Genomic DNA, 21552 nt, shown 5'->3' with positions numbered 1-21552 from the left:
GTTAAATTTTTGTTGATTATAGGTGGTTTTTGTTAATTGATAAAGTGGTATACTAATCAATAGAATCATACATAGTTGAGGTGATGTTATGGATTTAACTGACATTAAAGATCAAATTAACAAATTGAAAAATCGCCTAGAAGATTTTAGGGGGTCTCTTTGACTTAGAAGAGGATCGTGAGAAAATTGCTGAACACGAACAGCAAATGACAGCTCCCGATTTCTGGGATGAACCAAGTGTAGCACAGAAGGTTATTAATGAGGCTAATACGGTTAAAGAGCGCGTTCATGCCTTCGAAAAAAACGAAGAGGATTTGGAAAATCTTGAAGTTTCTTATGAGCTTGTTAGAGAAGAAGCGGATGAGGAACTTTTTGAAGATTTACAAGAAGAATTAAAGCGAGTTACAGAACAGTTTAATGAGTTTGAGTTAGAGATCTTGTTGAATGAGCCATATGATAAAAATAATGCGATTTTAGAAATCCACCCAGGTGCAGGCGGGACGGAATCTCAAGACTGGGCAGAAATGTTATTACGTATGTATAAACGTTACGCAGAAAAGAAAGGTTTTAAAGTTGAAACCTTAGACTACCTCCCTGGTGATGAAGCGGGAGTGAAAAGTGTAACATTGCTGATAAAAGGGCATAACGCATATGGCTATTTGAAAGCTGAAAAAGGAGTACACCGTTTAGTTAGAATTTCACCATTTGATTCATCGGGACGTCGCCACACGTCATTTGCCTCTTGTGATGTGATGCCAGAGTTTAACGATGATGTTGAAATCGATGTACGTACGGAAGATTTAAAAATTGATACGTACCGTTCAAGCGGAGCAGGAGGTCAGCATGTAAACACGACTGATTCTGCTGTACGAATTACACACATACCAACTAATACAGTCGTGACATGTCAATCTGAACGTTCACAAATTAAAAACCGTGAACAAGCTATGAAAATGCTAAAGTCTAAACTTTATCAACTAGAGATTGAAAAACAACAACAAGAACTTGATGAGATTCGCGGTGAACAAAAAGAAATTGGTTGGGGAAGTCAAATTCGTTCCTATGTTTTCCATCCCTATAATATGGTAAAAGATCATCGTACTAATTTAGAAAATGGAAATACACAAGCTGTCATGGATGGAAGTATTGATTCTTTTATAGACGCATATTTAAGATCGAAAGTTAAAGGATAATTTTTTGAAAAAAGGGGTATATTACTACCACGACATCCAAAAAGAGGAGGTTAAAATTATGAAAAAGTTACTCGTGGGTGTTTTTAGTGTGATGTTAGTCTTAGCTGCTTGTGGTGGCGGAGATGACACAGATGATAATGGTGACACTGGTGGTACTGGTGAAGAGTCTGGCCAAGAGCAAGAAAATGGTGACGGTGGTGCTGAAGAAACCGCACAAGCTGGTGAAGAGTTATATAACACCAACTGTGCACAGTGTCATGGTGCAGACTTAACTGGTGGTGCAGGACCAAGTCTTGAGAATGTTGGCGATGAATATAGTGTTGATGATATTGTCGACATCATTCAAAATGGAAAAGGTCAGATGCCTGCACAAGATCATTTAAGTGAAGAAGAGTCACAACAGATTGCTGAATGGTTAGTCAATAGGTAGTAAAGTCGATAGTCCTTGGATAAAAATCCAAGGACTATTTTTATTTGTAATGGAATTTTTATCTTTTGAAACACAAACGTAATAAAAATTTCCCTAAACTTTTTGTCGAGTCGTGTTATAATGAAACATATCTGATAAAGAATAGTTTAAGAAGAAATAGGTTAAAATAGGTAATTTAGTCGATATATGGTATAATACACGTTGAATTAAATGAATTTTCAGATAGTATAGTTTTTCTTCTACAACAGGAGGTACTGGTGACGTCTATGATAAAAATGAAAAAAGTATTTAAAGTCTATAAAAACGGTGTCACAGCTTTAAATGGTGTTGATGTTAACATAGAACAAGGTGATTTCGTCTATGTCGTAGGACCTAGTGGTGCGGGGAAAACATCGTTCGTAAAAATGATGTATAGGGAAGAAGTCCCGTCGAAAGGTGAGGTTTACATAAATGGTGTCGAGTTAGGGACATTGAAGAAAAAGGATGTTCCTTTTTTACGACGTGATATCGGAGTTATTTTCCAAGATTTTAAACTACTACAGCGTAAATCGGTATATGAAAATGTTGCATTTGCACTAGAAGTGATCGAAGAAAATCCTAAGAAAATTCGACGTCGTGTGATGAACGTGCTCGATCAAGTTGGTTTAAAACACAAAGCCCGTTTTATTCCAGCACAATTATCGGGTGGTGAACAACAGAGAGTAGCGATTGCACGCGCGATTGTTAATAATCCAAAAGTTGTCATCGCAGACGAACCGACTGGTAATTTAGACCCAGAAACATCGTGGGGAATTATGAGGACCTTTGAAGATATTAATTCATCTGGGACAACTGTTATTATGGCTACACATAGTAAAGACATCGTTGACAAAATGAAGAAACGTGTCATTGCCATGGAAAATGGTCAAATCGTAAGGGACGAGCAACAAGGAGAGTACGGTTATGAAGCTTAGTACAGCAAGAAGGCATATCATAGAAGGTTCAAGGAACATTATTCGAAATAGTTGGATGACAGTTGCTTCTGTCGGAGCAGTGACAACAACCCTAATCTTGGTTGGGATTTTTTTAGCTCTAATTCTCAATTTAAATCAAGTTGCTGAAAATATTGAACAAGATGTCCAAATGAGTGTTTACGTTGAACTGGGCGCAGGTGAAGAAGAAGTAGAAGAATTAGAGTCAAATCTAAACGAGTTATCAAATGTAAGATCTATAGAGTATTCCTCTAAAGAAGAAGAACTAAACAAGCTAATAGAAGATATGGGTGAATCAGGTGATGAGTGGGGAATGATGTTTGAAGATAGTAACCCACTTAATGATGTATTTATTATTAAAGCAAGTGATGCTAACTATTACAAGTCATTGTCTAATCAAGTTAAAGAAATGGATTATGTTGATGACGTTGATTATTCCCAAGCTACTGTGGAACGCCTATTAACTTTTAATAAATATGCTAGATACATAGGCTTAGGTTTTATTACAGCCTTACTGTTCACAGCTATATTTTTAATTTCCAATACCATCAGGATGACGATTATTGCAAGACAAAATGAGATTGGAATTATGAAGTTAGTGGGTGCAAAAAATAGTTTTATTCGTTGGCCTTTCTTTATTGAAGGGATGCTAATGGGGGTTATAGGTTCCATTATCCCAATCGCATTAGTACTGGCTGGATACTATTACCTTTATGATAATGTGGATGGACGTAATTTACTTCCATTCGTGGAATTATTACCATTTAATCCATTTGCATGGCAGTTATCATTATTATTACTTGGTTTAGGAGTATTTATTGGTATTTGGGGCAGCGTCATGAGTGTACGTAAATTCTTAAAAGTATAAGATGATTGAGTACGAGAGGGAGGAATGGATTTTGTACAAAAGAATAGTTGTTTATATGACGGCAACGGTAATCGTAATGATTGGACTAGCTTTTTCACAAACTGATCAAGTACACGCGGAAGATATTGATCAGGAAATTAAAGAGCTAAAAGAAAAATCTAAGAAGGCAAGTGAAAAACGTAGTAGTTTATCAAGTGAATTATCTGAGCTTGAAAAGAAGATTGAAGAGAATAAATCTGAGCAAAGCGAAATGAAAAATGAGATTAATAGTTTGAAAGACGAAATCACAGATGCTCAAAAGAAAATTGAAGAAAAACAAAACGAAGTCAATCAGAAGCAAGGCGAAATTGAGGAAGTTGAGAGTGAAATTGCAGCATTAGAGAACAAGATTAAAGAACTCGAACAACGAATCGAAGAGTTAAAACAGAATATTAAAGAAACTCAAGAGAAAATTAAGAATCGTGAAGGTTTATTAGAAGACCGACTACGTAATTTGCAACGCAATGGTGGAAGTGTTAAGTACTTAGAAGTTGTATTAGGGGCTTCTGATTTCGGAGATTTCCTCAACCGATCACAAGCGGTTAGTAAGATAATGGATCAAGATAAAAGTATATTAAAAGAGCATTTGAATGATAAAATATCGCTTGAAGAGGATAAAAAGGAATTAGAAGATTCTAGAGCTCAAGTTGAGGCTAATAAAGATGAGTTATCAAATCAACGTCAGCATTTAGAAAATGAAAAGCAAAGCTTAGTGGCTGATATGCAAGAGTTACAAGGTCTAGAGAACAACCTTAATGATAAACTCTCTGAACAAAATAATTTGTTAGCTAATTTGCAACAAAAAGAGCAAGAATTACAAGAATACACGATGAGTGTAGAAGAAGAACAAGCGAACCTAGCAGCTCAAGAAAGAGCTTTTGACCAATTAATAGCTGAGCTTGAAGAGCAGAAAAAACAAGAACAGAACAATTCAGTAGAACAAACGAGTGTAGTTTCCAATGATTATGGATTTACTCGACCTACTAGTGGTACATTAACTTCTACATTTGGCCCAAGATGGGGAAGCTTCCACTATGGTATTGACATTGCTAAACCAGGTCCTGGTGTAGCGGTTAATTCAGTAGCTTCTGGCGTCGTGTCACGTTCTTATCATTCTAGTAGTTACGGTAATGTCGTGTTTATCGTACATATGGTGAACGGTCAAAAATATACATCCGTTTATGCTCATTTAAGAGATCGGTTTGTTAGTGAAGGAGAACAAGTGAAGCAAGGACAAGTTATAGGACACCAAGGTAATACAGGAAGGTCACATGGTCAACATCTTCACTTTGAATTACACAAAGGTAATTGGAATGGAAATAAATCTAACGCTGTAGACCCAGTTAGTTACGGTATTCAATAAAATCTATTAAACTAACTGTCCTCATTGGAAATCCAATGAGGACAGTTTTTTAATATGTTTGATCATCAACAAAGTTTAGTCATAATAATACGTTAAGACTATATAGATAAATGTAAATGACTCTTAATGATGTTGGCATTACATAAATGTACAGAAGTGGTATAATAAAAAGATATAAACATTGCAATTTATTGGGGTGAATCCATTGGAATTAACTAAGAAATGGCTAGTTATGATCGTTGTTGTTTCGTTACTTGTAGGAGGGGGCGTAACAGCTGCTACTTTAGAACTTATAGATCAGCCGAGTGAACAAGCAGATCGTGCTAATGATCAAGATGAACAAGAATCTTCTACAGATTCTGAACAGGGTGGAGAAAATGAAGATTTTTCAGATCTAGATGTTTTAAGTTATACGATGAATGTGATTGAAGATGAATATGTGCAAGAAATTAGTCGTGATGAATTAATTGAAGGAGCGCTAGAAGGCATTGTTAATAAATTAGGCGACCCTTATAGTGAATATATGGATGCTGAGACAATGGAGGAATTTCAAAGTCAGATTGAATCAACATTTGAAGGTATTGGTGCAGAAGTCACTAAAAGAGATAATTACATAACAATTATATCACCAATCAAAGATACTCCAGCAGAACGGGAAGGTTTAAGACCAAATGATCGAGTGATTGAAGTCGATGGTGAAAGTTTAGAAGGTATGAGCGTGTATGAGGCTGTATCACTGATTCGAGGAGAAAAAGGAACTGACGTTACATTAACGATTGACCGACCTGGCGAAGAAGAACCTTTTGATGTAGTGATTACGAGAGATACTATCCCAGTCACAACGGTTTATTCTGAAGTTGAAGAAGTTGACGGGCAATCTGTTGGGATCCTTGAAATACGTTCATTCTCTGAAAAAACTTCCCAAGAGTTTGAAGAAGAGCTTACCAAATTGGAAGAAGAAGAAAATATTGATGGTTTAGTTATTGATGTTAGAGGTAACCCGGGTGGTTTACTTAATTCCGTACAAGAAATATTAGAGAACTTCTTGCCACAAGATGAACCATTTATGCAAGTTTCTGTTAGAGATGGTGATCCGCAACCTTATCACTTAAACCAATCTGGTGGAAAAGACTACCCTATTTCAGTACTGACAAATGAAGGTAGCGCATCCGCATCTGAAATTTTAGCAGCCGCTATGAAGAAGGTCGGTCAGTACGAAGTAGTTGGTCAAACAACATTCGGAAAAGGTACTGTTCAACAAACGATGGAGGTTGGTGAAGGACTGTTAAAACTAACCGTTATGAATTGGTTAGACCCAGAAGGTGAAAAGATTAATGAAGTAGGAGTAGAGCCAACGATAGAAGTTGAGCAACCGGAATATTTTTATATCTCACTCATTCAATCTGAAGAACCTTTAGAATATGATATGAATGGTCAAGAAGTTGTAAAATTACAAGTGATGCTTGAAGGATTAGGATATGAACCTGGTAGGACTGACGGATACTTTGATGAACAAACTCAAAGAGCAGTCGAAAACTTCCAGCAACAAAATGATTTAAATGTGTCTGGTGCTGTAGATGAATCGACCGAAGAAACCCTTGAACAACAAATTTTAGATGCAGTAGATAATGTGGAAAATGATCTTCAACTTCAAAAGGCAATGGAAGTACTATTTGACTAAAAATATAGGTGGCTCAACACATTTTGTTGAGTCATCTATTTCTATAATATGAAGGATTTATTTTTATACTTGAAGAATTTATATAGTTAAGAAATACATCCTGAACGGGGGCTTTGACAGCAATGCCAATGGAATGGATTAAAGAGCTAGGATTTGGACTATTATGGTTGTTTGCTCAACCAATATTTTATTTGGCTATTTTATTTACGTTTTGGACGGGGTATCAAAGAATTAAGAAGGATCGAAAAATGTTTCGTCATCGAGTTTTCCCAATTGGTTCTGAGTGGAATCGCACTTGGCTATTAGGTATTTCATTTGGAATCATTTTATCAACATCTATGATCGTATCTGGTTCCATGTTTACGATCGAATGGTTATGGTTCTGGACAGCTGTTGTAACCATCAGTTTACTTGTTCATCAAGTTTGGTTATTATCTCCCGTTTATACTGTTGGTGTCGTTGCGATTATAATGTGGTTAATTGAACAATTTAATGTCCAACTACCCTCGTTGATTGAACCTGCTTTTCAAGTTGACATAGTGTTAGTGAGTTATTTATTAATCGCATTATTTTTAGTTGAAATTTTATTAATTTCAACTAGCAAAAGAGATCAGTCGTTTCCTGAGTTACAAAAAGGGAACAGAGGCAAATACATTGGTCGTCATTTAGTCAAAAGACTTTTATTGGTACCTGCTTTTATTCCTGTTCCATCAGGTGCTTTAGAATTAAGTGTTTTTGACTGGTGGCCTGCATTCGGGTTAGGTGATCAATTTGGACTTGTATTATTCCCTTTTCTAATAGGTTATTCTCAACGTTTTCAAGGTCAGTTTACGGACGTGGGCACACGTAAGACAGCTATAGCTTTAACGGGTCTGTTCATCGTCCTATTAGCTTCTGCATATGTCGTGTACCTTTATGAAGAAATGAGTATTTATCTGATTGGCCTAGCTATGATTGGTAGGGCAACCGTTCATTACTTGTTACGTTTTATAGATCGAGAAAAATCAACTATATTCACCCCTAAACAGAATGGCATCATTATTGTTGGAGTCATTCCCGGTTCCCCAGCAGATGAAATGGGACTCGTAGTAGGGGAAGTAATAGAGAAAATCCATGATCAAAGTGTGACGAATGAGCAAGAATTTTATGAAGTCATGAGCGATCATCGTACATTTTGTAAAATGGCTGTAAGAGATTTAACAGGTGAGGTGCGATTTGTTCAAAGAGCCTTGTATGAAGGAGAATATCATGAACTAGGATTAATCTTTGTAAAAGAAACCCCGCGATTCACTTTGAAAAATGAAGAAATCAGCTAGCTCGAGTACATTGTATTCGAGCTTTTTTTCTTAGTCCACATTCTTTGCAAAATTTGCTTGACAAACTTATCCTTAAAATAGAAAAAAATAATAAAAACAGAACTTTTGTTCGCGTTTTATGTTACAATAAATGTAGTTTAATGACATTGGAGATGATGTTGTGAATCAGTTTGAACTTCATTCGCAGTTTGAACCTCAAGGAGATCAACCTAAAGCTATTGAGAAAATAGTCAATGGTATTCATAAAAATGAAAGACACCAAACCTTATTAGGGGCAACGGGTACTGGTAAGACGTTTACGGTTTCGAACGTTGTTAAGGAGATTAACCGTCCGACTTTAGTCATTGCTCACAATAAAACATTAGCAGGACAACTCTATAGTGAGTTTAAAGAGTTTTTCCCAAATAATGCAGTTGAATATTTTGTGAGTTATTACGATTATTATCAACCGGAGGCTTATGTCCCTCAGACTGACACTTATATTGAAAAAGATGCGAGTATTAATGACGAGATTGATAAATTACGTCACTCAGCGACATCATCGTTATTTGAACGAAATGATGTCTTGATTGTGGCGAGTGTGTCATGTATTTACGGTTTAGGTTCTCCTGAAGAATATAGAGACTTAGTTTTATCGTTACGTGTTGGTATGGAAAAAGAACGTGATCAAGTTCTTCGCGATTTAGTTGATATCCAATATGCTCGTAACGATATTGATTTTCAGCGTGGTACCTTCCGAGTTCGAGGCGATTCTGTTGAAATTATTCCTGCCTCTCGAGAAGAGCACTGTATACGAATCGAGTTTTTTGGAGATGAAATCGATCGTATTCGTGAAGTAGATGCCTTAACGGGGGAAATCGTTGGAGATCGTGAACATGTTGCCATTTTCCCTGCTTCTCACTTCGTAACTAGAGAAGAGAAAATGAAACGTGCGATAAAGAATATCGAAAAAGAATTAGAAGAACAGCTTGAAAAGTTTCATGAAGAAGGGAAGCTGTTAGAAGCCCAACGTCTAGAACAGCGTACAAAGTATGATTTAGAAATGATGAATGAAATGGGCTTTTGCTCAGGGATTGAGAATTATTCTAGGCATTTAGCTTTTCGTGAACCAGGCTCAATGCCATATACCTTATTAGATTATTTTCCAGATGATTCGTTAATTGTGATTGATGAATCTCACGTGACCTTACCTCAAATACGTGGTATGTACAATGGGGACCGAGCTCGTAAAATGACATTAGTAGATCATGGTTTCCGATTACCTTCAGCTTTAGATAACCGACCATTGAAGTTTGAAGAGTTTGAAAAACATATTGAAAATATCTTATACGTATCCGCGACACCAGGTGACTATGAATTAGAACATTCTCCGGGTGTGATTGAGCAGATTATTCGTCCGACTGGTTTGTTGGATCCGAAAATTGATGTTCGTCCGATTAAAGGACAAATTGATAATTTAATCGGGGAAATTAATAAACGTAAAGAACGTGAAGAACGGGTCTTAGTCACGACTTTAACGATTAAGATGGCAGAGGACTTAACAAACTACTTACAAGAGATGGGCATTAAAGTCGCCTATCTTCACTCAGAAATTAAGACACTTGAAAGAATTGAGATTATAAGGGATTTACGTTTAGGCGTTTATGATGTACTCGTTGGAATTAACTTATTACGTGAAGGACTCGATTTACCTGAAGTTTCATTAGTGGCTATATTGGATGCGGATAAGGAAGGATTTTTACGTTCGGATCGGTCACTCGTTCAGACAATTGGTCGTGCAGCTCGTAATGAGAACGGTGAAGTGATTATGTATGCCGATAAGATTACGAAGTCAATGCAGTTTGCGATTGATGAAACGTATCGACGCCGTGAGAGACAAATAGCTTACAATGAGGAACATGGAATTACACCTAAGACAATCAAGAAAGAAATACGAGATGTCATACGTGCGACTTATGAATCGGATGAGAAAGAAGACAAGGTTGCGCAATATAACAACTTAACTAAAGAAGAAAAAGCAGAATTGATCGAACGTATGGAAGCAGAAATGAAACAAGCTGCTAAAGAATTAGATTTTGAAAAAGCAATGGAATTACGTGATGCCTTATTAGAGTTAAAAGCGGAAGGATGATCTTTTGGCGATGAAGTCTATTACGGTTCAAGGGGCACGTGCCCATAATTTAAAAGATATCGATATAAAAATCCCTAAAAATAAATTAGTTGTGATGACAGGTCTATCAGGATCGGGTAAGTCATCATTAGCTTTTGACACGATTTATGCTGAAGGACAGCGACGATATGTCGAGTCCTTATCTGCATATGCTCGTCAATTTTTAGGGCAGATGGATAAGCCAGATGTTGATGCCATTGAGGGATTATCACCGGCGATTTCAATTGACCAGAAAACCACAAGTCGTAATCCACGTTCAACAGTGGGAACAGTAACTGAAGTATATGATTACCTTCGTTTATTATATGCAAGAGTAGGACATCCGATATGTCCGATTCATGGAGAAGAAATTACGGCTCAAACGGTTGAACAAATGGTTGATCGTACATTGGAATTAGAAGAACGTACGAAGTTACAAATTTTAGCTCCAGTTGTATCTGGACGTAAAGGTGAACATGCTAAAGTTATTGAGGACCTTAAGAAAGAGGGTTATATCCGCTTACGCATTGATGGAGAGATGCGAGAGGTTAGTGAAGACATTCAATTAGAAAAAAACAAAAAGCATAATATCGATGTGGTCGTTGACCGTTTAATTGTAAAAGAAGGGATTGAATCAAGATTATCTGATTCACTTGAAACGGCCTTGAAATTAAGCGGTGGCCAAGTAATTGTTGATGTAATCGACGGAGACGAGTTGTTTTTTAATGAGAATCATGCTTGTCCGAAATGTGGTTTTACAATCGGTGAATTAGAGCCAAGATTGTTTTCGTTTAACAGTCCTTTTGGTGCATGCCCGACCTGTGATGGTTTAGGTGCAAAATTAGAAGTTGATCTAGATTTAGTCATTCCAGACTGGGATTTATCGTTAAATCAACATGCGATTGCACCGTGGAAGCCCATATCGTCCCAATACTATCCATCACTATTAAAATCTGTCTGTGATCATTATGGCATTGATATGGATACTCCAATTAAGGATTTACCGAAAAAACAGTTAAATATCATTTTATATGGCAGTGGAAAAGAGCGCATTTTATTTAGGTATGAGAATGATCGAGGTAATGTTAGAGAGAATGAAATCTATTTTGAAGGTGTTATTTCGAATGTCTCACGTCGATACCATGAAACTGTTTCTAGTTATGTTCGTGAACAGATGGAAAAGTACATGGCTCAGAAGACATGTCCAACGTGTGACGGTTACCGATTATCAGAAGAAGCTTTATCAGTAAAAGTTAATGGAATTCACATTGGTCAAGTAACGGAAAAGTCGGTTGCTCATTCACTTGAGTGGATCCAGTCGATTGAGTTAAGTGAAAAAGAAGAACAAATTGCGAAAATGATTGTAAAAGAAATTAACGATCGGCTAACCTTTTTAGTTAATGTGGGGCTAAGTTATTTAACACTTTCCCGTTCTGCTGGTACTTTATCGGGTGGGGAAGCTCAACGAATTCGTTTAGCAACACAAATAGGGTCAGCCTTAACAGGTGTATTATACGTTTTAGACGAACCATCAATTGGACTTCACCAACGAGACAACGACCGGTTAATTAATACCTTAAAAAGAATGCGAGATTTAGATAACACACTCATCGTCGTTGAACACGATGAAGATACGATGTTAGCGGCGGATTGGCTCGTTGATATTGGTCCAGGTGCTGGGGCCCAAGGTGGGGAAATCGTGGCTAACGGAACACCGCAAGAAGTGATGGAAAACGAGCAATCGTTAACGGGTCAATACTTAAGCGGTAAAAAATTTATCCCATTACCAAGTGAGCGCCGTAAAGTGGATAAAAAACGAATGCTTGAAATTAAAAAAGCAGAAGAAAATAACCTTAAAAAGGTAGATGTGTCTATCCCATTAGGGGTGATGACAGTCGTCACCGGTGTTTCAGGTTCTGGAAAGAGTACATTAATTAACGAAATTTTATATAAATCTCTTTCCCAAAAACTACACAGAGGAAAAACGAAGCCAGGTAAGCATAAAGAAATTAGAGGTATTGATCACCTAGAGAAAGTAATCGATATTGATCAATCACCTATCGGGCGTACGCCTCGCTCAAACCCTGCCACTTATACTGGGGTATTTGATGATATTCGTGATGTGTTTGCCCAAACGAGCGAAGCCAAAATTCGTGGTTATAACAAAGGCCGTTTTAGTTTTAATGTAAAAGGCGGACGTTGTGAAGCTTGTAAAGGTGATGGAATTATTAAAATCGAAATGCATTTCTTGCCTGATGTGTACGTACCTTGTGAAGTATGTCATGGTAAGCGATACAATCGTGAGACGTTAGAGGTGAAGTATAAAGGTAAGAGTATAGCTGATGTGTTGAATATGCGGATTGAAGAAGCGTTGGAGTTTTTTGAGAATATCCCTAAAATAAAACGTAAACTTCAAACGATTGATGATGTTGGATTAGGTTATATTCGATTAGGGCAACCTGCTACAACGCTGTCCGGTGGTGAGGCTCAACGCGTCAAATTAGCGAGTGAATTGCACCGCCGTTCCAACGGTCGTTCATTTTATATATTAGATGAACCAACAACAGGACTTCACGTTCATGACATATCCAGATTGTTAAATGTTTTACAACGCCTCGTTGATAATGGGGATTCAGTATTAATTATTGAGCACAACTTAGACGTCATCAAAACAGCAGATTATATCATCGACTTAGGACCAGAAGGCGGAGAAGGTGGCGGTCAAATTTTAGCGACTGGCACACCTGAGGATATCGCAGAAGTTAATGAATCATTTACAGGTCAATATCTTGGACCAGTTCTTGAACGTGATCGGCAACGAATGAAAGACAAAATATTAGAAAGTACGGCTAAATGAAAGGGGAATAGCCATGGAGGCCATTAAATTAGAAGAAGTTCAAAAATATATTAATCAGTTTACGAATCAACCTGTTTATGTACATTTAGAGACGACCAATGGAGCCTATGCGAGCCATTTTAACGAAAATGCCTATAATGTAGGTGCGTACATTCGTAATGCCCAATTAACGTATAAACAAGGTAAAATCGTTGAGCATGAAGGTTCTTACCGAGTTGGACTTAAACATGACATTGGATGGATTTATGCAGAAGGATTAACGGATTTTGAGTTTACAGATTCGCAGCAATTACTTTTAGCAGGCCATGATCGTGAAGGAAGATTAATGGTTGCACTAGAAATAAGCCCAGAACCATTTTCATACTAGGAGGGACCAAAATGAATTTTGAAGACCATAACCATGTCGTTGTCATATACCCTCATCCAGATGATGAGTCGTTTGGAGCGGCAGGTACCATATCTAAGTTTCGAGAAGCCGGTGTTCCCGTTACATATTTATGTGGAACGTTAGGCGAAATGGGAAGGAATATGGGGAGCCCATTTTTTGCAAATCGAGAAACATTACCAGAAATCAGGAAGCAAGAATTACAAGATGCTTGTAAAGTACTTGATATGAATCTAGAAATGCTTGGTTATCGTGACAAAACAATCGAGTTTGAACCAAGAAATGAGATGGCTGAACGATTTAAAAAATATATTGAAGAACTAGAAGCAACTCTTGTGATTACCTTCTATCCAGGATACGCCGTACACCCAGACCATAATGCGATGGGAGCTGCTGCTTTTGAAGCGGTCAGACGAATAGATTCTGAAAAACGTCCAGCGTTATGGGCGACAGCTTTTTCAAATGATCGTGACGAAAAATTGGGAAAACCTAATGTTGTCATTGATTTAATAGACTCCTTTGATAAAAAGCTTGATGCGATTAAGGCTCATCGCTCACAAGCAGAAGGAATGTTAAGTCAATTATTAGCCAATAGTGAGGCAGACGATGAATATGAAGCGGCGATGGAGCGTTTCCGTTACGAAGGATTTTATGAAGTGAATGTCGATGATGTGCAATATTAACTCCGTCTCTAGACCGATTTTATTTTATAGGTATTTCGGTCTCTTGGTTGATGGCTAACATCTTATGATTTCATACAATTAATGTAAGATGTTATAAGGAGGATTTCATTAGATGAACGAGCAAAGAAATAAAGTATTAAAATTACTAGAAGAAGGACATATTACGTCCGAAGAGGCGGAAAAACTATTAGATGCATTAGATCAAGATCAGGATCAACATAAAAAACAATCGGAAACTGACTATGAAGAAAATAAAGACTCTTTTAAAGGAATTAAAAAAGATTTAAAAAGTTTCACAGATGGAATTATAAATTTCATTGATGATACGATCCAACGTGTCAAAGAAGGTCCGTTTGAATTTACGTTTAATCATGTCAATGTAAAAAGGCAATATGATTATTCAGCAGATGGAATTAATCAATTTAATTTTGATCTAACAAATAGTAGTGTTGAGTTTATTATATCTACTTCAAATGAAGTTAAGGTTGAAATGAATGGGAAAGTTTATAAAGAAGATGACCAGAGTAGGGCAGAAGAAACGTTTGATGATACGTTTTCAATAGGAGTTACGAATGACACCCTTCACATTGACCAAAAACAGAAGAATGTTTCAGCTGAAATTATCATATATTTACCTGAAAAGAAATACGAACAAGCTTATATTAAAACGATTAATGGTGGAGTAAAGTCAAGGCAATTAAATATAAATATTGCTCGTATTACAAGTATTAATGGAAGTATTCGTCTCGATCAATACGAAGGTGACTCTGTATACGTCGAAACTAAACATGGCTCAATAAGATTAGACAATGCGGAACTCTCTCAGGCTAAACTAGAAACAACTACAGGTTCGGTTTATTATGATGGCCATATTGAACATTTAGATATCGATGTGACAACAGGCAGTTTACGTACTTACTTACGCAATCTTGACATAAAGCGCGTAGATTTAAATACAACAACTGGGTCAACTCAATTGTACTTACCAAAAAATATTAAAGTAAAAGGGCATGCTAACACGAGTGTTGGCAGTATTGATGTAAATCTACCTGACGTAGTAGTAGAAAAAATGGATGAGCGTATGGTTAAGAAAACAGTCCAATTCTATAATGCAACAGAAGATGATCCTTATTTAGATGTAGATATTGAAACAAAGACGGGTAGTATAAAAGTAAATACGGTGAATTAAAAAGGAGCTTTGTTATGTTAAAGAATTGGCTGATTTCAATAGTAGTTAATACAATTGCGTTATTAGCAGTAAATGAGCTATTTCAAAGCATCGATATTGATGGATTATCAACAGCCGTTATAGCGAGTATCATTTTAGGAATTTTAAATGCGATTGTAAAGCCGATATTGGTGGTTTTAACGCTACCGATTACGATTCTATCGTTAGGGCTTTTCTTATTCGTAATCAATGCGATTACCCTTATGATTACGCAATCAGTACTTGGAGATTCGTTTATCATCAATGGTTTTGGAACGGCTATATTAGCAGCTATTATTATCACGATCTTAAATACCATTCTTCAAAAGATTTTAAAAGAAGTGTTGGATTAATAAATTAATCCTTCCCCCAGCTAGTGGACTTAAAGTCTCTAGCTGGGGTTTATTATGTCTTTGAAATAGAAGTTTTCAGACTTTAAAATATTTGTTGTGGTCAAGGTTATTTTCTGATAATTTAATGTTTATTTCAAATTTAACCTAAGGAGAAGGACTTAAAATAAAAACACACAAGCTCCTAATTTGTTACACTTTGTTTAAACAAATAACAAAATGAAATTTGTTTGGTTTTATCATATATATTGTTTTAAACTAAAGTTATCAATTTTTATAAATAGCTGTTTGGTTATACACATTTGGAGTGATATGTGACCACAATAAATGAAAGCTAGCTTACGTCATCACAACTTATTTATTTAAATCTATTTTGATGATAAGGGAATTTCATATATGATATAGTTATTAATAATGTTACATAGAAGGAGAGAGACGGATGATTAAGGTCCGTACGAAGGATTTAATCGAACGATTTGATTTAGAATTAGTAGCAGGAAAAGACGGTGTTCACCGAGAGATTGTGACGAGTGATATCTCTCGCCCTGGTATGGAAATGGCGGGTTATTTTACCCACTATCCCAAAGAACGATTACAGTTAATGGGTCGTACTGAACTCCTTTTCTTATATGATTTAAAGCAGAAAGAAATACAAGATCGTATGAAAAAGTTGTGTACGGATGTGACACCTGGAATTGTGATTACACGTGGGCTGGATGTGCCGCATGCATTAGTGGAAGCAGCTGATCATGCAGGGGTACCCGTGATGCGATCTCCTTATAAAACAACAAGGGTTATTAGTCGTCTTACCAATTTTCTAGAGACTAAATTTGCACCTTCAACAGCTCTACATGGTGTGTTGGTGGATGTTTATGGTGTCGGAGTTTTAATAACTGGTAAAAGCGGCATTGGTAAAAGTGAAACAGCACTAGAGTTAGTCAAGCGAGGGCATCGTCTTGTGGCAGACGATAATGTTGAGATTCGTCAAGAAGATTATGATACATTGATTGGGAATCCACCGAATTTAATTGAGCATTTACTTGAAATACGAGGTCTGGGCATTATCAATGTTATGACGCTATTTGGTGCAGGGGCGGTTCGTAACTATAAACGGATCTCGATGGTCGTTCATCTAGAGACTTGGGAATCTGATAAACAATACGATCGACTTGGGTTAGATGAGACTAAAATGAAAATAATGGATGTGCATTTGCCCAAAGCAACGATTCCAGTTAGACCTGGACGAAATGTCTCCGTTATTATAGAAGTGGCAGCTATGAATTTCCGTTTGAAACGAATGGGAATTAATACAGCAGAAGAGTTTTCGAATCGTTTAAACTCAGTTATTAAAGATGTAGACAATAAGGAAATTGAATAAAAAGGGGAGTATTCGATGTATTGTACCGCAGAACCTTATGATCGAGTGTTTATCAATCTCGGTCCGTTTCCAGTGTATTGGTATGGTTTTTTAATTATGTTGGGTGCCTTAATTGGTTTGATTGTTGCCCAACGAGAGGCAAAGCGATTAGGATTACATAAAGATTTCTTTATTGATTTATTAGTATTTGCAATCCCTGCGGCTATTATAGGGGCGCGAATGTACTACGTCATTTTCCAATGGGAACATTATGATTCGTTTTTAGAGATGATTGATATTCGTGAAGGTGGTTTAGCAATTCATGGTGCGCTAATTGCCTCTTTAATAGTCACTTATTTTTATACAAAAAAGAAAAACGTTTCATTTTGGAAAGTAGCTGACATTGCAGCACCAAGTATTTTAATTGGTCAAATGCTAGGTCGTTGGGGGAACTTTATGAACCAAGAGGCCTATGGGGGACGTGTGTCAGAGTCGGCTTACAACAACGTTTTACAATACATCCCAGATTGGATTATGAATCAAATGTGTGTGGATGGTGTATACCACCACCCAACGTTCCTGTATGAATCGCTTTGGAGTATGTTAGGGATTGTGCTCCTATTATTCTTAAGATATAAAGTTAACCCACGCCGAGGTATGATTTTCTTAGGCTATGTAATATGGTACTCATTTGGACGCTTCTTTATCGAAGGAATGAGAACGGATAGTTTATATATCGCACCAGGATTACGTACCGCACAAGTTATATCGATTTTATTAATATTAGGTAGTTTATTAGTTCTTTATTATCGTCATAAAAAAGGTCATGATGATGTCTTATATGATGGTACATCTCTAAAGAATAATCAATCAAAGAAAAATGGTTCAAAGAAAAAGAAGAAAAAGAAATAATTAGATGAGGGAGTTAGGAAGGTGAAGGGAACTTTAAAGAGGGGATTCCGTAGTGGTTTAGAGTTAACCTGGACATTAGGTAAGATTATTTTTCCCATTACATTAATTGTTACGATTCTTCAATTCACACCGGTTTTATCCTGGGTGATTGATTGGATTGCACCGCTCATGACCCTTTTAGGTTTACCTGGTGAAGCGGCAGTGCCACTTGTATTGGGAAATGCACTTAATTTATATGCTGGAATTGGTGCGATCGTTAGTTTTGATTTTACCGTTAAGGAAGTATTTATATTAGCGATGATGCTTTCATTTTCACATAATCTATTTATCGAATCCGCTGTAGCTTCAAAGGTTGGAGTTAAGTTTTGGATTATTATAGCGGTCAGAATTGGTTTAGCGGTTGTTTCGGCCGTACTCGTCAATTTACTATGGCAAGGCGGAGAACAGATGGCTAAATACGGTCTGATCTCAAATGATGGACCAGAACCAAACGGTTGGGGAGAAATCGCTCTAACAGGATTAGAAACCGCCTCCTTATCCATTGTACAATTAGCGGCGATAGTGATTCCGTTAATGATTGTGATGCAATGGTTAAAAGAACATAAGTGGATGGATTGGATGTCGCAAAAGTTAGCACCATTTACAAGAATGATTGGAGTAAAGGAAAATGCTTCAATGACGCTAGTCGCTGGTTTAACGATTGGTTTAGCCTATGGTGCTGGTTTAATGATTCAAGCTGTAAAGGAAGATCATGTATCTAGAAAAGATATGACGTTAGTGCTCATATTTTTAGTGACCTGTCACGCAGTCGTTGAAGATACGCTTGTATTCATTCCTTTAGGGATTCCAGTGTGGCCATTATTACTCATTAGATTAACAACAGCTATAATTCTAACAGCGACGATCGCTTATATTTGGAACCGAGTTGACAAGAATAAAGTAAAAGGCCTCAGAAAGGATGCAGTCACTCATGAGCATACGTACGATTCTATTTGATTTAGATGGAACTTTGATTGATACGAATGAATTAATTATAGAATCTTTTAAGCATACATTTAAAGAACATTTAAATGAAGATTATTCTCGAGAAGATATTTTACAGTTTATGGGACCACCGTTACGAGATTCGTTTGAAAAAGTTAATCCAAATGGAGTAGAAGACATGGTGGCAACTTACCGTAAGCATAACTTGGCGAATCATGATCTATATGTAAAAAGTTATGATGGCGTATTTGAAACGATTCAGGCGCTTCATGAAAAAGGGTATCAAATGGCCATTGTGACAACTAAAATCCGTGAGACAGCACTTAAAGGATTAGAATTAACTCATTTAGATCAATTTTTTGATGTCGTCATCGGTCTTGATGATGTTCAAAATGCTAAGCCTGACCCTGAACCTGTCTTAAAGGGGATGAAAGCGTTAGGTGGAGAACCAGAAACGACGATCATGATTGGAGACAATTCACACGATATTCACGCTGGTCAAAATGCGGAGATGAAGACGGCGGGTGTAGCTTGGTCAGCTAAAGGGAAAGAGTTTATGGAAGCATTAAATCCTGATTATATTTTAGACCACATCTCAGACTTACTGACAATTGTTGAGGAGTGAGGGTAAATGCGCAAGACAGAACGTTATGGTGTGAAAGAACACAATTCACTTTGGCAAATCTATAAAACAGTCCCCTTTTTAAAAGTCTGTAAAAATTTTATATTTATCCAATTAGGGCGATACACGCCATCGCTAAAAGTGAAGAACTGGCTCTATCGGACGTTCTTGCGCATGAATATTGGTCAAGAAACAGCACTTGCTTTAATGGTTATGCCTGATATTATGTTTCCTGAAAAAATCTCAATAGGTCGAAATTCGATCATTGGTTATAATACGACCATTTTAGCTCATGAATATTTAATTAATGAATATCGATTAGGTGATGTGATGATTGGTGATGAAGTCATGGTTGGGGCTAATTGTACCATCCTTCCTGGAGTGACCATAGGGGACGGTGCAATTGTTTCAGCTTGTACATTAGTTCATGAGGATGTTCCAGCTGGAGTTTTTGTCGGAGGAAATCCAATGAAGGTAATTTATACAAAAGAAGAAATGGAGCAACGACAGATACAACAGAAATAAAATCATTCATCGATACGTATCCTTCCTAGAAAGAAGCTCTAAGGGTAGTATACGTTTTTTATATGTTTAAAGACAAGAAAATGAAGGGAACAGAATGGTGAAGTTAATTTAACGAAAACATACATATAATAGAGGAGGAATGGGGTTGGAACAGTATATTTTGTCGCTTGATCAAGGCACAACAAGCTCAAGAGCTATTTTATTTAACCAAGAGGGGCGTATGATTGAAGTTGCTCAACAAGAATTTAAACAATATTTCCGTCAACCAGGCTGGGTCGAACATGATGCAAATGAAATTTGGACATCAACACAATTTTGCATGTCTGAAGTGTTAAGAAAAGCTGAAGTAGAGCCTCATCAAATTGCAGGAATCGGAATTACGAATCAACGTGAGACGACGGTGGTTTGGGATCGTCATACGGGAAGGCCAGTACATAAAGCTGTCGTTTGGCAATCAAGGCAAACTGAAGATATTTGTGAGATATTAAAAGATGAAGGATATGAACCATTATTTAGAGATAAAACGGGATTACTGTTGGATCCATATTTTTCAGGTACTAAAGTTAAATGGATTCTAGATCATGTTGATGGTGCAAAGGAGCAGGCTGAAAATGGGGATTTATTATTTGGGACGATCGACACGTGGCTTATTTATAAATTGACTGGCGGGCAAGTCCATGTGACGGATTACTCCAATGCTTCGCGAACCTTAATGTATAACATTCATGAACTGAAATGGGATGAAGAACTGTTAGATATTTTAGGTGTTCCGAAAAGTATGCTTCCTGACGTTCGACCATCATCTGAAATATATGGGCATACGTCGGAATATCAGTTTCAAGGTCATAAAGTGCCTATCGCTGGAGCATGTGGAGACCAACAAGCAGCGTTATTCGGTCAGGCATGTTTCGAGGAAGGTATGGCAAAAAATACTTATGGAACGGGTTGTTTCATGTTAATGAACACGGGACGTGAAGCGGTTAAATCCGATCATGGGTTACTCACGACTTTAGCGTGGGGCGTTGATGGGGAAGTTCATTATGCTTTAGAAGGTAGTATTTTTGTAGCAGGATCTGCGATTCAATGGTTACGTGATGGACTTAGAATGTTTAAATCTGCATCAGATAGTGAAATATATGCTAAACGAGTTGAATCAACCGACGGAGTGTATGTCGTTCCGGCATTCGTCGGTTTAGGAACACCTTATTGGGATAGTCATGCTCGAGGTGCCGTGTTTGGTTTAACACGTGGAACTGAAAAAGAACATTTTATTCGTGCGACACTTGAATCATTAGCTTATCAAACAAAAGATGTCGTCAATGCTATGATTGAAGATGCTGACTTACAGTTGAAAAAGTTACGGGTTGATGGTGGAGCGGTTCAAAATGATTTCCTTATGCAATTTCAAAGTGATATTTTAAATGCAGAAGTGGAACGCCCAATTGTGAATGAAACCACTGCATTAGGTGCCGCTTATTTAGCAGGGTTAGCCGTTGGATATTGGAAGAGTAAAGATGAAATCGCCAATCAATGGAAAACCGATCGCCTTTTTGAACCTGATATGAGTGATGATCTTCGTCAGAAAAAGTATGAAGGGTGGAAGCGAGCAGTTAAAGCGACACAAGCATTTACGTCATAGAAAGGGTGTTAGATGTTGGCT

The 21552-nt window shown here is 37.1% G+C and carries 19 protein-coding genes; all 19 read left to right on the top strand.

Translation table 11 applies throughout. The annotated features are described in order from the left end of the window. Positions 1-88: 88 nt before the first annotated feature. Positions 89-1193, top strand: a protein-coding gene (gene prfB, locus BMY57_RS06390) for a peptide chain release factor 2 (protein ID WP_143063793.1) whose coding sequence is annotated in 2 segments (ribosomal slippage) — positions 89-160 and positions 162-1193 — 1104 coding nt in all. Because the reading frame shifts where the segments join, the coding sequence is not laid out codon by codon here. A gap of 58 nt (positions 1194-1251) precedes the next feature. Then, positions 1252-1623, top strand: a complete 372-nt coding sequence (locus tag BMY57_RS06385) for a c-type cytochrome (protein WP_091773199.1) — start codon at positions 1252-1254, stop codon at positions 1621-1623. 266 nt (positions 1624-1889) lie between these two features. Further along, the gene (gene ftsE / locus BMY57_RS06380; protein ID WP_091773218.1) at positions 1890-2576 is read left to right on the top strand and encodes a cell division ATP-binding protein FtsE; all 687 of its coding nucleotides are present in this window, start codon (positions 1890-1892) and stop codon (positions 2574-2576) included. Then, positions 2566-3462 (top strand): permease-like cell division protein FtsX, encoded by an 897-nt coding sequence (gene ftsX, locus BMY57_RS06375; protein ID WP_091773198.1) that lies wholly within the window; start codon positions 2566-2568, stop codon positions 3460-3462. The genes ftsE and ftsX overlap by 11 nt, the downstream gene beginning before the upstream one ends. Positions 3463-3493: 31 nt before the next feature. Continuing rightward, positions 3494-4864, top strand: coding sequence for a murein hydrolase activator EnvC family protein (locus BMY57_RS06370; RefSeq protein ID WP_177176341.1), 1371 nt, complete (start codon positions 3494-3496; stop codon positions 4862-4864). Between the two features lie 205 nt (positions 4865-5069). Continuing rightward, positions 5070-6545 carry a S41 family peptidase gene (locus tag BMY57_RS06365; protein ID WP_091773196.1) on the top strand — a complete coding sequence of 492 codons (1476 nt, stop codon included), beginning with the start codon at positions 5070-5072 and terminating at the stop codon, positions 6543-6545. 122 nt (positions 6546-6667) lie between these two features. Next, positions 6668-7861: a PDZ domain-containing protein gene (locus BMY57_RS06360; protein WP_091773195.1), complete on the top strand. Its 1194-nt coding sequence runs from the start codon at positions 6668-6670 to the stop codon at positions 7859-7861. A 160-nt stretch (positions 7862-8021) separates the two neighbouring features. Then, a complete protein-coding gene (gene uvrB / locus BMY57_RS06355; protein WP_423809570.1) occupies positions 8022-9992 on the top strand; it encodes an excinuclease ABC subunit UvrB in 1971 nt (656 codons plus the stop codon). A 4-nt stretch (positions 9993-9996) separates the two neighbouring features. Beyond that, positions 9997-12867, top strand: a complete 2871-nt coding sequence (gene uvrA / locus BMY57_RS06350) for an excinuclease ABC subunit UvrA (protein WP_091773193.1) — start codon at positions 9997-9999, stop codon at positions 12865-12867. A 13-nt stretch (positions 12868-12880) separates the two neighbouring features. Next, complete coding sequence (locus tag BMY57_RS06345; RefSeq protein WP_091773192.1) at positions 12881-13234, top strand: YojF family protein; 354 nt, start codon at positions 12881-12883, stop codon at positions 13232-13234. Positions 13235-13245: 11 nt separating this feature from the next. Beyond that, complete coding sequence (bshB2, locus tag BMY57_RS06340; RefSeq protein ID WP_091773191.1) at positions 13246-13935, top strand: bacillithiol biosynthesis deacetylase BshB2; 690 nt, start codon at positions 13246-13248, stop codon at positions 13933-13935. A gap of 112 nt (positions 13936-14047) precedes the next feature. Then, positions 14048-15124 carry a DUF4097 family beta strand repeat-containing protein gene (locus BMY57_RS06335; RefSeq protein ID WP_091773190.1) on the top strand — a complete coding sequence of 359 codons (1077 nt, stop codon included), beginning with the start codon at positions 14048-14050 and terminating at the stop codon, positions 15122-15124. Positions 15125-15138: 14 nt separating this feature from the next. Then, positions 15139-15495 carry a phage holin family protein gene (locus BMY57_RS06330; RefSeq protein ID WP_091773189.1) on the top strand — a complete coding sequence of 119 codons (357 nt, stop codon included), beginning with the start codon at positions 15139-15141 and terminating at the stop codon, positions 15493-15495. 436 nt (positions 15496-15931) lie between these two features. After that, positions 15932-16870 carry an HPr(Ser) kinase/phosphatase gene (gene hprK, locus BMY57_RS06325; RefSeq protein WP_091773188.1) on the top strand — a complete coding sequence of 313 codons (939 nt, stop codon included), beginning with the start codon at positions 15932-15934 and terminating at the stop codon, positions 16868-16870. 15 nt (positions 16871-16885) lie between these two features. After that, the gene (gene lgt / locus BMY57_RS06320) at positions 16886-17761 is read left to right on the top strand and encodes a prolipoprotein diacylglyceryl transferase (protein ID WP_091773187.1); all 876 of its coding nucleotides are present in this window, start codon (positions 16886-16888) and stop codon (positions 17759-17761) included. A 21-nt stretch (positions 17762-17782) separates the two neighbouring features. Next, positions 17783-18757, top strand: coding sequence for a nucleoside recognition domain-containing protein (locus BMY57_RS06315; protein WP_091773186.1), 975 nt, complete (start codon positions 17783-17785; stop codon positions 18755-18757). Continuing rightward, positions 18732-19370 carry a pyrophosphatase PpaX gene (gene ppaX, locus BMY57_RS06310; RefSeq protein WP_091773185.1) on the top strand — a complete coding sequence of 213 codons (639 nt, stop codon included), beginning with the start codon at positions 18732-18734 and terminating at the stop codon, positions 19368-19370. Before BMY57_RS06315 ends, ppaX begins: the two co-directional genes overlap by 26 nt. A gap of 6 nt (positions 19371-19376) precedes the next feature. Beyond that, a complete protein-coding gene (locus BMY57_RS06305) occupies positions 19377-19892 on the top strand; it encodes an acyltransferase (protein ID WP_091773184.1) in 516 nt (171 codons plus the stop codon). A gap of 145 nt (positions 19893-20037) precedes the next feature. Continuing rightward, positions 20038-21531: a glycerol kinase GlpK gene (glpK, locus tag BMY57_RS06300; RefSeq protein WP_256205258.1), complete on the top strand. Its 1494-nt coding sequence runs from the start codon at positions 20038-20040 to the stop codon at positions 21529-21531. The last annotated feature ends 21 nt before the right edge of the window (positions 21532-21552 follow it).

Source organism: Piscibacillus halophilus (assembly GCF_900110685.1).
Classification (GTDB): Bacteria; Bacillota; Bacilli; order Bacillales; family Alkalibacillaceae; genus Piscibacillus; species Piscibacillus halophilus.
Note: the sequence above shows the minus strand (reverse complement) of the source record. Positions and strands in the feature narration are given on the sequence as shown.